Raw genomic sequence first — 16,879 nt, forward strand, 5'->3', positions numbered from 1 at the left:
AATAGTGATTCGGCGCTCCCCGATACCTCATATATAGAGATGTAGGGGAGTGCCGCTATCCTGAAGCGGTTGTAAGTAAGTCCCCAAACCGTTCAAACCAGAAGGTGCATTGTGGCTCAATCTAAACTCGATGAAGTCGTATCCCTCGCAAAGCGTCGTGGCTTCGTATTCCCTGCCGGTGAAATCTATGGCGGCACTCGTTCCGCTTGGGATTACGGCCCTCTTGGTGTTGCTCTGAAAGACAACATCAAGCGCGAATGGTGGCGTTCTATGGTCGTCACTCGCCCCGACGTGGTCGGTGTGGACACCTCCATCATTCTGCCGCCTGAAGTGTGGGTGGCTTCCGGTCACGTCAGCGTGTTCAACGATCCGCTCGTCGAATGCCTGAACTGCCACAAGCGCAACCGTGCCGATAAGCTCGAGGAATCCTACGCCGAAAAGCACGGCGACAAGATGCCTGAGAACGGCATGAAAGATATTGTCTGCCCGAACTGTGGTACCCGTGGCGAGTGGACCGAACCGCGTGACTTCAACATGATGCTGCGCACTCACCTCGGCCCGGTCGAGGATGAGAACAGCCTGCACTACCTGCGCCCGGAAACCGCTCAGGGTATTTTCGTGGACTTCAAGAACGTAATGACTTCCTCCCGTTCCAAGCCGCCGTTCGGTATTGCGAACATGGGTAAGTCCTTCCGTAACGAGATCACTCCGGGCAACTTCATCTTCCGTACCCGAGAGTTCGAGCAGATGGAGATGGAATTCTTCGTCAAGCCGGGCACCGATGAGGAATGGCACCAGTACTGGATTGACGCTCGTACCCAGTGGTACCTTGACCTCGGTGTCAAGCCGGAGAACCTGCGCCACTATGAGCATCCGAAGGAGAAGCTGGCCCACTACTCCAAGCGCACCGTGGACATCGAATACAAGTTCGGTTTCCAGGGTTCCGATTGGGGCGAACTCGAAGGCATCGCCAACCGTACGGACTTCGATTTGACGGCTCATGCCAAGCACTCCGGCGAGGATCTGAGCTACTTCAACCAGGCAACTGGCGAGAAGTACATTCCGTACGTCATCGAGCCGGCAGCAGGTCTGACCCGCTCCCTGATGTGCTTCCTCGTGGATGCCTACGATGTGGACGAAGCACCGAACACCAAGGGTGGCGTCGACAAGCGTACCGTGCTGCGTCTCGATCCGCGCTTGGCTCCGATCAAGGCTGCCGTGCTGCCGCTGTCCAAGAAGCCGGAACTGCAGGAAGTGGCCCACAACCTGGCTGCCGACCTGCGCTTCAACGAGTGGATGATCGACTACGACGAATCCGGCGCTATTGGTCGCCGTTACCGTCGTCAGGATGAAATCGGTACTCCGCTGTGCATCACCGTGGACTTCGACACCCTCGAGGATCAGGCTGTGACCATTCGTGAGCGTGACACGATGGCTCAGGAACGCGTCTCTCTGGATAAGGTTGCTGATTACGTCAGCGCCCGCATCAGCGAAAAGCGTACTCGTGTGCCGCTGAAGCCTGTGGAAATGGGTGGCGAGCCTTGGCCTGCTTCCGGCATTCAGGAAGCCGGCGGCTTGTACTGATTCCCGAATTCGTAAGATCGCATAACGATGACTGATTTGGCTCCCCTCCGTTCAATAACGAGGGGAGCCACGCTATGTAGGAAGCAACGTGACAGATACCTCCGAAACCATTATCGCCGAACCGCATGAGACCGATAATCTCGATCCGCGCACGGATGCGCAGGAACGTCCGGGCGAACCGGTGCATATTGCTCCGGTGCAGCTGGATGATATCACTGTTCCCACGCCGGTTGTACTCTCTCCAATGGCGGGTGTCACCAACTGGCCGTTCCGCGTGATTTGTGAGGAATATGGTCCGGATGGCCTCTATGTGGCGGAGATGATTACCGCTCGTGCTTTGGTGGCAAGAAACCCCAAAGCATTGCGGTTGTGCCATTTTGCTCCTAGCGAGAAGATTCGTTCGCTCCAGCTGTATGGCGTGAATCCTTCCATCACCGAGCAGGCCGCCAAAATCGTAGTTGATGAAGGTATGGCGGACCATGTGGATCTGAACTTTGGCTGCCCGGTTCCCAAGGTCACGCGGCGCGGAGGCGGATCGGCCTTACCGTGGAAAACGGATATCTTCACCGATTTGATTGCGCGAGTGGTTGCCGTATGCGAACCTGCGGGCATCCCTGTTACCGCTAAGATTCGCGTAGGAATCGACCATCAGCATGAAACATTCCTCGAAGCTGGGCATATTGCACAAGAAGAGGGTTGCAAGGCGGTAACGTTGCACGCTCGAACCACTGCCGAATACTATGGGGGGCATTCGGATTGGTCTCGAATCGGTGAACTGAAGGAACATCTCAATATTCCCGTTTTCGGCAACGGTGATATTTGGGGTGCGGAAGATGCATTGGAAATGGTTCGCGAGACCGGTTGCGATGGCGTGGCCATCGGTCGTGGCTGTCAAGGCAGGCCGTGGCTGTTCGCCAATATCAAGAACGCTTTCGCAGGCAATGCTGAGCGCATCAATCCGAATCTTGGCGAGGTCTGTCAGGTGATTCATCGGCATGCCGAGCTGCTTACCGAATTCTATGATGGTGACGAAATGATGGCCGTACATGATTTGCGTAAGCATATCGCTTGGTATCTCAAGGGTTTCCCCGTAGGCGGTTCCACCAGAAAAGCCTTCATGGAATGCGAGAATCTCGCTGATGTGGATCGTGAGATAGCGCGTTTGGACCCCACGATTGAATACCCCCCACGAGTAATTGACAAGCCGCGTGGCCGAGTTCGTTTTGCCAAGAAAGTTCATCTTCCTTATGGATGGTTGGAATCGCGCACCACTTCCCATGAGGAGCGTGAAGCACTCTTCGGCGACGACCCGATGGATGCCAGTTATTAGTCTTTGCGCTGATTTCCGTTGAGGAAATAGGCAACGAAACAGGCCGAAAGGTGCCCTGCCGAGCCCTTTTGGTGTGTTCGCAGAAAAAATATTGCACAACACGCACTAATCCATGTGCGAATTGACTCCACGAGTAGGGCAGTTGCGCTACTCTTGGGTGTAACCGTGAAGTGACAGGAGCCAAACGTGAGCGAGATCGCCCAGACTGAGTTCAACGACAAGACCAACATTAAGGTCGTCGGCGTAGGCGGAGCCGGCGGCAATGCCGTTAACCGTATGATCGCCGAAGGATTGCAGAACGTTGAATTTGTGGCGGTAAATACCGATGCCAAGGATTTGTTGCGTTCTGACGCTGACGTCAAGATCTCCCTGTCTGATAAAACCAGTCGTGGTCTTGGCGCCGGTGCTGATCCTGAGCGTGGTGCAAAGGCCGCGCAGGATCATCAGTCGGATATTGAGGAAGCGCTGAAGGGTGCCGATATGGTTTTCGTCACCTGTGGCGAAGGCGGCGGCACGGGTACGGGTGCCAGCCCGATTGTGGCACGTACCGCACATCAGCAGGGCGCATTGACCATTGCAGTGGTGACCCGCCCGTTCAGCTTTGAAGGCCCGCAGCGTTCCGCATCCGCTGATTACGGCATCGATAACCTGCGCAAGGAAGTCGACGCTCTGATTGTGATTCCGAACGATCGACTGCTTGAGCTTTCCGACCGTTCCATCGGCATTATCGAAGCATTCAAGACCGCTGATACCGCTTTGCTTGCCGGTGTGCAGGGCATCACCGACCTGATTTCGATGAACTCCTACATTCACGTCGACTTTAACGACGTGAATTCCATCCTTCGTGGTGCTGGTACCGCTTTGTTCGGTATTGGTTCCGCGCGGGGCGAGGATCGTGCAACTCAGGCCGCTGAAATCGCTATCAGCTCCCCGTTGCTGGAAGAAAGCATCGAGGGTGCTCATGGTGCATTGATCAACATCGCTGGCCCGACCGATTTGAAGCTGCAGGAAGCTTCTGCCGCCACCGAGTTGGTGCGCAAGGCCATCCATCCTGAAGCTCAGATTATTTGGGGTCTTGCATTGGATGACGCTTACGGCGACGAGGTTCGCGTTACCGTTATTGCTGCCGGCTTCGATCATGTTTCCGCTCAGGATGCAGACGATCAGGAAGTAGTGACTCCGGTTGTTCCCGCGCAGCCGGTTGCTAAGCCCGCTGCGGCAGCTCCGACTCAGGTAGCTCAGCCGGCCCCGGTCGCCCAGCCTACGGTGCAGCCCACGTTCACGCCGAGCACGGGTGATTCCGCTTCGCTGCCGTTTGACGACCCGACGTCCGAACATCCCACCATTGCTCTCAACGATCCCGCGGGCGATCTTGACATCCCCGACTTCCTGCGCTGAAAGGACTGAAGCATGGCCGGGTTCATGAAAAACGCGATGTCCTATTTGGGCATGAGCGATGTGGCAGATGATGACGATGAGTTCGTCGAGGAGGAAGAGGAGCAACAGAAGCCTCAGCCGAAGCCGAACTTTGACTCTGACCATACGGTAACGCCTATGGCTCAGACTTCTCCCGCACCGAGTCAAAGCTCAAAGACCACCCCATTCCAGGGTAGTAGCCGAGTCAATCGCATCACCACGATTCACCCGAAGTCGTATGAAGATGCTCAGTTGGTCGGTCGTGCGTTGCGTGATGGCGTGCCTGTTGTGCTGAACTTGACCGGTGTTTCCGAAGCAGTGGCCTACCGTATTGTTGATTTCTCCGCAGGTGTGGTGTTTGGTGTGCGTGGCTCGTTGGAACGTGTTACGCCGCGCGTGTTCCTACTGAGCCCGGCTCAGGTGAACATCAAAGTCGAAGAGCCTACGAACGCAGCATCCGCCCGAGATTTGTTCTCTGACTGATACTCGCGAATACTGCTCATTATTGTTGCTATCGGCTGATTCCCAGTAGGGGATCGGCCGATTTTTATTGAGCTCCAAGCAAACATTTCATATCCGGTTGTTAGGCTTACCCCATGTTGCCTTTTCTCTTCACTCTTATTGGCCGTATTCTCGCTTGGCTGGTTAATGCCTATATCACAGTGCTTATCATTCGCATGGTTTTGGATTGGGTGTCAATCCTGGCTCGTAATTGGTACCCGCATGGTATCGTGGCTCAACTGATCAATATGGTGTACACCATTACAGAGCCTCCGCTGCGCTGGCTGCGCCAATATATCAAGCCGCTTCCGCTCGGCTCTATATATCTGGACATGAGCTTTATAGTGCTGTATTTCGCGTTAGTGGTACTGGAGAGCGTCATCTACCTTATTTTCTGATGCAAAATCACTATTTTTTGTGCTGAATACGGCATGTCGCACCTTGAAATCGGCACAAAACTCCCATGAATCGAAGGGGTCGTGATAGCATCAATACTTGATACCAACGTAAGCGAGGGCAAAGCCCCAAAGCGAGGTGCAATATTTATGGCTCTGTTGACGCCGAAGGATATTAGGGAGCACACCTTCCAGACCGTGCGATTCAAGGAAGGTTACGATGTCGACGAGGTTGACGACTTCCTCGATCAGGTCACGGAGACCGTGGAGGCTCTGGGCCGTCAGGCAGTAGCCGGCGGTCAGGCAACTCAGGCTCTGGGCCCCGATGTGACCAACCTGAATGCCAAGATTTCCGAGCTGACCGGTCAGGTGCAGAAGCTCCAGGCTGAGAATAATGAGCTGAAGAATGCTGCCGCTCAGGGCCAGCAGTCTTCCGCTGAAGGTGATAAGGCCGCTCAGTTGGCCGCAGCTAAGCTCAGCGAAGCAGAGGAATCCAACCGCGCCCTTTCCGCTCAGAACGATCAGCTCAAGGGCCAGGTCGATCAGCTGAATGCCCAGATCGATCAGCTGACTGCCCAGGCTGCTCAGGCTTCCGGAAACCAGGAGGCCGTCGGCCAGCAGATTGCAGCAATCCAGAAGGAACGTGACCAGTTCCGCGCCGCCAACGAAGAACTGTCCCGTCAGCTTGCTGCCGCTCAGCAGCAGGGCGGTGTCGCTCAGCAGCAGGCCGCTCAGATTCAGGAGCTGTCTCGTCAGCTTGAAGAAGCCAAGCAGCGTGAGAACCAGCTGCGTGCTCAGGTCTCCAAGGTTGAGCCGAGCACCGAAACCGGCTCCCTGCAGAAGATTGCCGGTGCTGCCGCTATGCCGGGCAGTGAACCGGAGCGTGCAACCGCTATGCTGACTTTGGCTATGCAGCTGCATGATCAGTACGTTGAAAAGGGCAAGACCAAGGCTAAGGAAATCACCGAAGCCAGCCAGAACAAGTACAACGATCTGGTTACCAAGGCCAACACGTATTCTGATCGCACCCGTTCCGAGGCTGACGCCTACCGTGATCGCGTTCACGCTGATGCAGACGCCTACTCTAAGAACACCCGTACCGACGCAGATACCTATTCTGAGAACACGCGTGCTGATGCGGACTCCTACTCCGAGAAGACTCGCCAGGATGCCGACAACTACTCCAAGACTCAGCACACTGATGCTGATGAGTACGAGGCAGATGTGCAGCGTCGTGCCGCGGAATACGACAAGCAGACTCGTTCCGCAGCCGATACCTATGCACAGCAGGTGCGTGACAACCTGCAGAACCAGTCCAAGGTTATTGAGGGCAACATTCAGAGCCTCAAGCAGTTCGAGACCGAGTACCGTGCACGCCTGACCGAGTTCCTTGGCCAGCTCGCCGCACAGGTTTCCGAATCGAACAACTATCAGGATCAGACCTCGTCCAAGGCTAACTGAGCGTAGGTAGGGTAAGTCGTATGACAAACCAACAGGGACGGCTGCGTATTCGCGCGGCCGTCTTTGCATGTGTGGCCGCTGTGGCTTTGATTGTTGACCAATTCACTAAGTTTTGGGCGTTATCGGCATTGTCTGGCGGGCAGACCATCCGAGTGATTCCCGGGCTGTTGTCCCTGACCTTGGTGCGTAACCCCGGTGCGTCATTAGGCATGGGCTCCGGCTCTACATGGGTAATCAGTCTGCTCGCCATTGTCGCATGCTGTGCACTGCTGTACTACGGATTGCGCGCTGTGTCTTTGAAGTGGACGGTTGCGCTGTCCTTTGCGTTCGCTGGCGCTTTCGGCAACCTGATTGACCGTGTGATGTATGCGGATGGATTCCTCAACGGCAAGGTTGTGGATTTCCTGAACTACGGATGGTCTGTCGGCAATGTTGCGGATATTTATCTTGTGGTAGCAGGCGTAGTCATTGTCGTACTGATTCTACTGAACGAACCATTTACGGTAAAGGACATTGCGACTGCAAAGAGCGATGCCGAAGAATCAGCTAAGACAAAGGTGGATGCCGAGTAATGAATCGTATGGTTCCCGCTCCTGACGCTTTGATTGGCAAACGATTCGACGTCGCCGTAGCCAAAATGCTCGGTATTTCTCGTTCCAAAGCTGCTGACTTAGTTGATTCCGGCCAAGCTCGTGTACTTGGCCGTGATGTGGCACGTTCCAGCACATTGGCGGCGGGAGATACTGTCGAATTCGATTTGGTTGAAGAACGTAAGGAGCCTGAACCTATTGCCAACGATATGGCTGTGGTCTACGAAGACGATGACGTTGTTGTAGTCGACAAGCCGGTTGGTGTTGCTGCCCATGCTTCGGTTGGATGGACTGGCCCTACGGTGCTGGGGTCTTTGCGAGACCGTGGTGTGCATATTACCGCTTTAGGTGCTGCTGGACGTGAAGGTATTGTCTCCCGCTTGGATGTGGGCACGTCCGGACTGATGCTGGTGTGCAAATCCGATTTGGCATATACGGAAATGCGCAGGCAGTTTGCCGAGCATGAGGTGAAGAAAACCTATCACGCGCTGGTGCAAGGTTCGCTGAAACAGGATAAAGCTACTATTGAGGCGCCGATTGGTCGTGCAAAGGTTTCGGATTTTCGTTTTTGCGTGACGCCTGCTGGCAAACCGGCAGTGACGCATTGGGATGTGCTGGAACGCTTCGGTCATGAAGCTACGCTGGTTTCTGTGAATTTGGAGACGGGTCGAACGCACCAGATTCGTGTGCATTTCTCCTCAATCGGCCACCCTTTGTGCGGCGATCCGATGTATGGTGCCAATCCTGTGCTATCTGAGATACTTGGACTCGATCGCCAATGGCTGCACGCCATGAAACTTGAATTCCGCCATCCCCGTACCCGTATTTGGACGACGGTGGAATCACACTATCCCGCTGATTTGGCGCAAGCGCTCGAAACTATGCGGGCCCGTCATACAGATACGGCTCCCATAGCTTCCTGATTTTCTCCTTCTTTGCCTTGCCCGGTGTTCCTAGCATCTTCTGACTGTAGGATTTTGAACTCTTACTGTAGGTTTTTAAACGAAAAACGTTGGAAATCCTACAGTCAGTGTTGGAAATCCTACAGCCGGTGTCCAAAAACCTACAGTCAGTGAAGGTGAAGGCTGAGCAGAGCGTGCGGTATGGTGGAACGCATGGCTGAAATGGGGAACTTCGTACATCTGCACAACCACACGCACTATTCATTGTTGGATGGTGCGTCGAAGATTCCGGCGTTGGCCAAGCGCGCCGCCGAATTAGGCATGCCAGCAGTAGCTATTACTGATCATGGCAACATGCACGGCGCATATGAAATGTATACCAACTGTGTCTCCAACGGTGTTAAGCCGATTATCGGCATTGAAGCGTATGTGACTCCTGAAACCGCTCGCCAGGACAAGTCGCGTGTGCACTGGGGTACCGAGGCGCAACGTCGCGATGATGTTTCCGGTGGTGGTTTGATTACCCACATGACCATGTGGGCGGAAAACGATGAAGGCTTGGTCAACCTCATCAAGGCTTCCTCAGTGGCCAACCTTGAAGGTCGTGTGATGCGATATCCCCGTATGGATAAGGAGGTTTTGGCCACATATTCCAAAGGCGTGATCGCTTCTTCTGGTTGCCCTTCGGGCATCATCCAAACGCGCATTCGTCTGGGACAGTTCGATGAGGCGCTGCGTGCAGCCGGCGAGTTCCAGGACATTTTCGGCCGAGACAACTTCTTCATCGAGCTGATGGATCACGGGCTTTCGATTGAAACGCAGGTGACCAAGGATTTGCTCACCATTGCGAAAAAACTTAACGCTCCGATTCTGGCAACGAATGATTCGCATTACGTGCACGCGGAAGATGCGGGCGCACAGGATGCGATGCTATGCATTAATTCAGGCTCTCGTCTGGATGACCCGGACCGATTCAAGTTCGATGGCACGGGCTACTACCTGAAGACGGCAGAGGAGATGCGCACCCTGTTCAAGGAGCTGCCTGAGGCGTGCGATAACACGCTTCGAATCGCTGAGCGTTGCAATGTGATGTTCGACGATCATGAGGATGGCGCGTTCATGCCAAAGTTCCCCTGCCCCGAGGGGTGGGATGAGACTTCTTTGTTCCTGAAGAAGGTCGAGGAAGGTCTGGAGAAGCGCTACGACGGCAACCCTCCGCTTGAAGTGCTCAAGCAAGCGGATTACGAGTGTGGTGTGATTTGCCAGATGCAGTTCTGCGGCTACTTCTTGGTGGTGGCCGATTACATCCAATGGGCGAAAGACCACGGCATCATGGTGGGGCCCGGCCGTGGCTCTGCAGCAGGCGCAATGGTGGCCTACGCAATGGGTATCACTGAGCTGGACCCGCTGAAGCATGGCCTGATTTTCGAAAGGTTCCTGAACCCGGAGCGTGTGTCTCTGCCGGATATCGACGTCGACTTCGATCCGGAAGGCCGCGCCCGTGTAATCGAGTATTGCGGCGAGAAATATGGCACCGATAAGGTTGCACAGTGCGTGATTTACGGCACGATTAAGACGAAGCAGGCGCTGAAGGATTCGGCTCGAATCATGGGCTACGAGTTCTCAGTGGGTGAGAAGGTAACCAAGGCGTTGCCTCCGGCTGCCACGGGCGGCAAGGACATCAGCCTGCATGACATCTTCGACCCGACGGCGAAACGCTATGCAGAGGCGCGTGAATTCCGCGAGATGTATGAGTCCGATCCAGATGCGCGCCGCATCACGGACGAAGCCAAGGGCATCGAGGGTCTGATTCGCCAGACGGGTGTGCATGCGTGCGCCACCATCATGGGTAGTGCTCCGATTACGGATACGAGCCCGCTGCTGGAGCGTACTGATGGCACAATTACTACCACGTTCGAATATCATACGTGCGAAACGCTGGGCTTGGTCAAGATGGATTTCCTTGGACTTTCCAACTTGACGGTGATTCATGACACGCTGAGAAACATCGAAGCGAACGGTAAGCCGGCCATCGACTATACGAAGATTCCGCTGGACGACAAACCCACGTATGAACTGCTTTCCCGTGGTGACACGTTGGGCGTGTTCCAGCTTGATTCCGATGGTATGCGTTCCTTGCTCAAGACGTTGAAGCCGGATAACTTCAACGATATTTCCGCATTGATCGCTCTGTATCGACCGGGCCCAATGTCGATGGATTCGCACACTAATTATGCGAAGCGCAAGAATGGCTTGCAGAAGATCACGCCAATTCATCCCGAGCTCGAGGAACCGCTCAAGCAGGTGCTCGATGAGACGTATGGTCTGATTATTTATCAGGAGCAGGTGCAGTCCGCCGCCCGAATCTTGGCAGGTTATTCGTTGGGCAAGGCAGATGTGCTGCGTCGAGCAATGGGTAAGAAGAAGCCTGAGGTGCTGGCTAAGGAGAAGGTGCCGTTCTTCGCTGGCATGAAGGAACACGGTTATTCCGAAGAGGCAGCGAATGCTGTGTGGGATATTCTGGTTCCGTTCTCCGGCTACGCCTTCAACAAGGCGCATTCCGCAGCCTATGGTCTGATTTCCTATTGGACCGCATACTTGAAGACTCATTATCCGGTAGAGTTCATGGCTGCTTTGTTGCAGGGTGCGGCTACGAACAAGGATAAGACGGCCTTGTACCTTGGCGAGGCACGACGTATGGGCATTCAGGTGCTCTCTCCGGATGTGAACGAGTCGGTATATGAGTATTCCGCAGTCGGCGACGTGGTGCGATTCGGTTTGGGCGCTATCCGTAACGTGGGTGAGAAAGCCGTGGCGGACATTATTGCCGAGCGTGAGGGGCCGCGCGGCAAGTTCGTGAATTTCATGGACTTCATTCGCCGTGTGCCACTGACCGCACTGAACCGCCGACTCGTGGAATCTTTGATTAAGGCCGGTGCATTCGACTCCATCGATCCGAACCGCCGTGCTTTGTTCACTGTGCATGAGGCTGCCATCGATTCGGTGGTAAGTCTGAAACGCAAGCAGGCTGAGGGCCAGTTCGATTTGTTCTCCGATGATGAGGACGGGGGAGCGGAGGCAATGGGCGATGCGTCCGTGACCGTGCCGGATGTGGAGGAGTGGGATAAGAAGACCAAGCTCAACTTCGAACGTGAGATGCTGGGTTTGTATGTGTCCGACCACCCGCTTTCGGGCATGCAGTCTGTGCTTGCAAGCTTGCGAGAGATGTCGATTGCGCATTTGATTGACCGTGCCAAAACTATGCCTGACGGACAGCAGGTCACGTTGGCTGGTTTGGTGACTGGTGTGGATCGCCGTGTTTCCAAGAAGGGCAATCCGTGGTCCATCGTCACCATCGAAGACATGGAAAGCAGCATTCAGTGCATGTTCTTCGGCAAAGTGTATGAGGCTGCCGCCGCGGAACTTGCCGTGGACGCGGTGGTGCAGATTCGCGGACAGGTGGAGCTGCGTGACGAAACCGTATCCTTGAGAGCCACGGAAATGCAGGTGCCCACCTTGGAAGCCGAAGATGAACGACCTTTGGTGATTACGTTGCCGACCGTGGCGTTGGAACGCGATCGTATGGCTCGTTTGGGGCAAGTGTTGGCCAGTCATCCCGGATACAGCGAGGTTCATCTCGCTGTAATGGATGAAAAGGGCAATGCTCAGGTGCTGACGTTCGGTGATCGTTTCCGAGTAAAGCGTGACACGTCATTATTCGCTGAGATTAAAATCCTCTTCGGTCCGAGCTGTTTGCCTGCTGCCGCGTAATTAGGGGACTACCATAGCGAACCGTGCCTAACGTAGAAGCTGAACGAGATGAACAACGCTGGATAGCGGAAACATTGGAACGACTATCGCATTCGAAGTTTCGCGCCAAGTTCATGCTTTCAGATAAGGACCGCGCCTACGCTCGTGCGAAGGGCAAAGCCATCATCAACCGCCATGCTCATGAAATGCTACATGATCGTGTCGGCGCTGCCGAGCCTAAGAATGATGGCAAACAGACGCCGTGGCGCGGTCACCCCGTATTCACCGCTCAGCATGCCACTGCTACTTGTTGCCGAGGCTGTATCGAAAAATGGCATCATATTCCTCAAGGTCGTGCACTTACTGAAGAGGAAACCAACAGGCTTGCAGATTTGGTCATGGCTTGGATTGAACGTGATTTGATTCACCATCCGGTGCGGTAATCGAGCAAGATACTGGTTAGAAGAACATCGCAAACTTACAATGGGCGAGGAACATGATCGCATTGAAGGGAAGCGATACTTATGAGCCAACAACTCGAATCGCCATCAATTACGCTGCAGGATAAATCCAAGTCTGTAATTGCACAAATTGGATTCGGTACTTTCCAGATTCCTCCGGAGGATACGCAGCGAGCTGTTGAGGAAGCCTTGGAGATTGGTTATCGTCACATTGATACCGCGGCAGCCTACTACAACGAGGAACAGGTGGGCGATGCGCTCAAAGCCACTGGCATGGCAGGTAAGGTTTGGGTGACTACTAAACTGCGCAATTGCGACCAGGGCTATGACTCAGCGATGGTGGCGTTCGAGGAATCACGCAAGAAGCTCAAGGTCGATGTTATCGATATGTACCTGATTCACTGGCCGTTCCCTGCCGCTGGTTTCTATAAGGAAACCTGGCGCGCGCTGCTGAAGCTTCGCGATGAGGGTGCGATTCGTGTGCCTGCCGTCAGCAACTTTCTACCTGAGCATCTGCGTGCGATTATCGAGGATTCTGGTGAGGCCCCTGCCGTTAACCAGATTGAAGTGCATCCACGATTCAGCCAGCCCGGCAATCTTGCATTCTGCAAGGCGCATGGCATTGTTGCTGAGGCGTACAGTCCGCTGGGCCACGGTAAGGATATCGAATCTGCTCCGGTGGTTGCTGCGGCTCGGGCTCATGGCGTGACTCCAGCAGAAGTAGTGCTGCGTTGGCATACGCAGGAAGGCCGCATCATCATTCCGAAGTCGAAGCATGTGGAACGTATGCGTCAGAACCTCGCCAGCGCCAGCTTTGATCTGACGCCCACTGAATTGGCTGCCATCGACGCATTAGACGAGCCGAACGGCAACGTAAGCGCCAATCCTGCTACGTTCACCCATTCTCAGTCATGGGCCGACCAACATGTACGAGGCAATATCTGATAAACCCACACAACACCGAGAGTTGCCTATGGCAGAGCGGCAAATAATGCGACAAGATGTCTGTCAAAAGGTTGACGTGATGTCAACATATTCTCCAAAGGAGGAGTGCCATGTACTATTCCAACGGTAATTACGAAGCCTTTGCCCGCCCGGAGAAGCCGGTCGGAGTCGATCACAAGAACGCTTACATTATCGGTACTGGACTTGCTGCGCTGTCTGCGGCCTGCTATCTAGTGCGTGACGGTCAAATGCCGGGCGATCACATTCATATCCTCGAGAAGGATCCTGTGCCGGGTGGTGCCTGCGATGGCGCAGATATTCCAGGCCTCGGCTATGTGATGCGTGGCGGTCGCGAAATGGACAACCATTTCGAGGTCATGTGGGATTTATTCCGTTCGATTCCCTCCATTGAGACTGAGGGCGTGAGCGTACTGGATGAGTATTACTGGCTCAACAAGGAAGACCCGAACTATTCCCTGTGCCGTGCTACTAAGGATCTCGGCAAGGATGCTGGTTTCCAGGGCAAGTTCGGTCTGAGTGATAAGGCTTCACAGGAAATCATGAAGCTCTTCTTCACGCCGGATGAAGAGTTGTACGACAAGCCCATCACTGATTTCTTCGATGATGAGGTACTGAATTCCAACTTCTGGCTGTATTGGCGAACTATGTTCGCATTCGAGAACTGGCATTCCGCGTTGGAAATGAAGCTGTACATCAAGCGCTACATCCACCACATTGGCGGTTTGCCTGATTTCTCAGCCTTGCGTTTCACCCGATACAACCAGTATGAGTCGATGATTCTGCCGATGGTCAAGTATTTGGAAAGCCACGGCGTGCAATTCCAGTACAACACCAAAGTGGAGAACGTGGAATTCGCCATCGGTGGTGGCGACGGCCCCAAGCGCGAACACACTGGAGTGGGGCAGGATACGATTTTGAAGATTCAAGCCACTTCCGGCGTCTTCAAGCGCAATCCGTACAGCTCGCCTACTAAGAAGCTTGCTGTGCGTTTGGATATTGATCATGAGGGAGAGAAGTCCTCGATTGATCTGACCGCAGATGATCTGGTGTTCATCACCAACGGTGGCTGCGTGGAGAACTCCACAATGGGTTCGCAGAATTCGCCGGCCGCATGGAATCCGGACTTGAAGCCGGGCGGCGGTTGGGATATGTGGCGCAACATCGCCAAGCAGGATCCCAGCTTTGGCCACCCGAACAAGTTCTGCTCCGACCCGCAGGCCACCAAGTGGATGAGCGCCACCGTCACCACACTGGACGGTGAGATTCCTCCGTATATTCAGAAGATCTGCAAGCGTGACCCATTCACTGGTCACGTAGTCACCGGTGGCATTGTGACCGTCACTGATTCCAACTGGCTGCTCAGCTGGACGCTGAACCGTCAGCAGCAGTTCCGTGACCAGCCCAAGGATCAGCTGTGCGTATGGGTTTATGGCCTATTCCCAGACAAGCCCGGCAACTATGTGAAGAAGCCGATGACCGAATGCACCGGTGAGGAGATTTGCGAGGAATGGCTCTACCACATGGGTGTGCCAACCGACAAGATCGAGGCACTCGCCAAGAATCATGCGAACACGGTGCCGGTGATGATGCCGTATATCACGGCGTTCTTCATGCCGCGCGCGGCCGGCGACCGCCCGGATGTGGTGCCTGATGGTGCTGTGAACTTCGCGTTCCTCGGTCAGTTCGCCGAAACCCCGCGTGACACGATCTTCACCACTGAGTACTCAATGCGCACCGGTATGGAAGCGGTGTACACGTTGCTTGATGTGGACCGTGGCGTGCCTGAAGTGTGGGGCAGTGTCTACGATGTGCGCAACCTGCTCAATGCCACCGTCAAACTGCGTGATGGCAAACCGGTGACGGATATGAAGCTCAACTTCATTGAAAAGGCAGTGCTCGGCAAGGTGCTGAAGAAACTCGACGGCACCGATATCGCCACCCTGCTCAAGGAATACCACGTCATCTGATTGCCACCTCTTTCACGGCTCCCTCTGATGGGACGTTGCCGTAAAGCAAACAGCAGAGCTGTTTGTAGGCAATGTGCGAGACGACCGTCGAGCTAACAAAAGGCGAATGAAGTTCGTCCTTAGTTGCTGGACGAGCTGGCTCCGCGTATGCGGAGACTGAGGGAGAGACCGCAGATAAGAAAGGAAATACGAATATGACTGTGCCGCAAACCTGGACGATTCGTCACGCTACTGTTGCAGATCTCGATGCATTGGCTTCGATTGAGGCGGAATGCTTCCCGGCCGCGGAGGCAGCAAGTCGTGATTCACTCCAGGCGCGGCTGCAGTCGTATCCGGAATGCTTCTGGCTATTAACAGATGACAACCATATTGCTTCCTTCATCAATGGCTTTGCCACCAACCGTGCCGATTTGACTGATGATATGTACGACGATGCCACGCAACACGACCCGCACGGCGCATGGCAGATGATTTTCGGTGTGGATACTGCACCGTTATATCAGCATCATGGATATGCCAGCATGTTGATGCAGCAGGTGATTGAGGATTCCCGCGCTCGCGGCCGCAAAGGACTGGTGCTCACCTGCAAAGACCGGCTGGTCGGTTTCTATGCACGATTCGGTTATAAGGATGAAGGCATCTCTGGGTCTACGCATGGCAATGTGGTTTGGCACCAGATGCGTCTGACCTTCTAAGCCCCTCACAAAAGGGAAGGCAGGTGTCTGCGTAGCGGATTGAGGGGAATTGAACGTGAAATGAATTATCACGACACACTAGTGAATGATTAATGTCGGTCCACGTTGGTGCGGAAAACAAGCGTAATGTGACAGATAAGGCGTGGTTTTTCTGATTTTCGACACGCCGATGGAACGCCGGCGTTGCAACGTTTTTGGCGTATTTTAGTATGCCTGATTTGCGTTTGTTCTGGTTGTCGTGTAGGTTATTCATCTGTTGCCGCTCGGCACGGCGGGTTTCCTTCCCTTGGTTGGTTGGCTGCTTGCCGGTGTGGTGGTGGTTTGAGAACTCAAGAGCGTGTTTGTACTACTTCTTTATAGTCAATGATTGCCAGCTTGTCTCGTGCCTGACTGTTTTTGTCGGTTGGGTCCTTGGTTGGTTGAAACGGGACGAGGTTTTTGTGAGAGTGGTTCCTTCCTTAAGGAATCGTCTCGTCGATTTTGTTTTGAGAGTCATCTATTCGATGTCTTTCCGCATTGTTTTTTTGTGGAGGGTTCGATTCTGGCTCAGGATGAACGCTGGCGGCGTGCTTAACACATGCAAGTCGAACGGGATCCATCAGCTTGCTGGTGGTGAGAGTGGCGAACGGGTGAGTAATGCGTGACCGACCTGCCCCATGCTCCGGAATAGCTCCTGGAAACGGGTGGTAATGCCGGATGTTCCAGTTGATCGCATGGTCTTCTGGGAAAGCTTTTGCGGCGTGGGATGGGGTCGCGTCCTATCAGCTTGACGGCGGGGTAACGGCCCACCGTGGCTTCGACGGGTAGCCGGCCTGAGAGGGCGACCGGCCACATTGGGACTGAGATACGGCCCAGACTCCT

At 54.4% G+C, this 16,879-nt stretch carries 13 protein-coding genes and 1 rRNA gene; all 14 read left to right on the plus strand.

Annotated features, from left to right (window positions below; all coding sequences use genetic code 11):
• Positions 1 to 111: 111 nt before the first annotated feature.
• On the plus strand, positions 112 to 1,584 hold the full coding sequence (locus tag Tam1G_RS10035) for a glycine--tRNA ligase (protein ID WP_033889739.1): 1,473 nt from the start codon (positions 112 to 114) through the stop codon (positions 1,582 to 1,584).
• Positions 1,585 to 1,672: 88 nt separating this feature from the next.
• A complete protein-coding gene (gene dusB, locus Tam1G_RS10040) occupies positions 1,673 to 2,914 on the plus strand; it encodes a tRNA dihydrouridine synthase DusB (protein ID WP_101626409.1) in 1,242 nt (413 codons plus the stop codon).
• 186 nt (positions 2,915 to 3,100) lie between these two features.
• Positions 3,101 to 4,312 carry a cell division protein FtsZ gene (gene ftsZ / locus Tam1G_RS10045; RefSeq protein ID WP_101626410.1) on the plus strand — a complete coding sequence of 404 codons (1,212 nt, stop codon included), beginning with the start codon at positions 3,101 to 3,103 and terminating at the stop codon, positions 4,310 to 4,312.
• Between the two features lie 12 nt (positions 4,313 to 4,324).
• Complete coding sequence (locus Tam1G_RS10050) at positions 4,325 to 4,813, plus strand: cell division protein SepF (protein WP_033889741.1); 489 nt, start codon at positions 4,325 to 4,327, stop codon at positions 4,811 to 4,813.
• Positions 4,814 to 4,926: 113 nt separating this feature from the next.
• Positions 4,927 to 5,229 carry a YggT family protein gene (locus Tam1G_RS10055; protein WP_101626411.1) on the plus strand — a complete coding sequence of 101 codons (303 nt, stop codon included), beginning with the start codon at positions 4,927 to 4,929 and terminating at the stop codon, positions 5,227 to 5,229.
• 147 nt (positions 5,230 to 5,376) lie between these two features.
• A complete protein-coding gene (locus tag Tam1G_RS10060) occupies positions 5,377 to 6,687 on the plus strand; it encodes a DivIVA domain-containing protein (RefSeq protein ID WP_033889743.1) in 1,311 nt (436 codons plus the stop codon).
• A gap of 20 nt (positions 6,688 to 6,707) precedes the next feature.
• Positions 6,708 to 7,259: a signal peptidase II gene (locus Tam1G_RS10065; RefSeq protein ID WP_101626412.1), complete on the plus strand. Its 552-nt coding sequence runs from the start codon at positions 6,708 to 6,710 to the stop codon at positions 7,257 to 7,259.
• Positions 7,259 to 8,200, plus strand: coding sequence for an RluA family pseudouridine synthase (locus Tam1G_RS10070; RefSeq protein WP_101626413.1), 942 nt, complete (start codon positions 7,259 to 7,261; stop codon positions 8,198 to 8,200). The genes Tam1G_RS10065 and Tam1G_RS10070 overlap by 1 nt, the downstream gene beginning before the upstream one ends.
• Before the next feature lie 192 nt (positions 8,201 to 8,392).
• Positions 8,393 to 11,950, plus strand: a complete 3,558-nt coding sequence (gene dnaE, locus Tam1G_RS10075) for a DNA polymerase III subunit alpha (protein WP_165781987.1) — start codon at positions 8,393 to 8,395, stop codon at positions 11,948 to 11,950.
• A gap of 23 nt (positions 11,951 to 11,973) precedes the next feature.
• Positions 11,974 to 12,372 carry a DUF4186 domain-containing protein gene (locus Tam1G_RS10080; RefSeq protein ID WP_101626415.1) on the plus strand — a complete coding sequence of 133 codons (399 nt, stop codon included), beginning with the start codon at positions 11,974 to 11,976 and terminating at the stop codon, positions 12,370 to 12,372.
• A gap of 81 nt (positions 12,373 to 12,453) precedes the next feature.
• Complete coding sequence (locus tag Tam1G_RS10085; protein ID WP_101626416.1) at positions 12,454 to 13,335, plus strand: aldo/keto reductase; 882 nt, start codon at positions 12,454 to 12,456, stop codon at positions 13,333 to 13,335.
• 110 nt (positions 13,336 to 13,445) lie between these two features.
• Positions 13,446 to 15,323, plus strand: a complete 1,878-nt coding sequence (locus Tam1G_RS10090; RefSeq protein ID WP_101626417.1) for an oleate hydratase — start codon at positions 13,446 to 13,448, stop codon at positions 15,321 to 15,323.
• A gap of 194 nt (positions 15,324 to 15,517) precedes the next feature.
• Complete coding sequence (locus Tam1G_RS10095; protein WP_101626418.1) at positions 15,518 to 16,018, plus strand: GNAT family N-acetyltransferase; 501 nt, start codon at positions 15,518 to 15,520, stop codon at positions 16,016 to 16,018.
• A 523-nt stretch (positions 16,019 to 16,541) separates the two neighbouring features.
• Positions 16,542 to 16,879, plus strand: a 16S ribosomal RNA gene (locus Tam1G_RS10100); the annotation flags it as partial.

Origin of the sequence: Bifidobacterium imperatoris (assembly GCF_002860405.1) — a bacterium.
Classification (GTDB): Bacteria; Actinomycetota; Actinomycetes; order Actinomycetales; family Bifidobacteriaceae; genus Bifidobacterium; species Bifidobacterium imperatoris.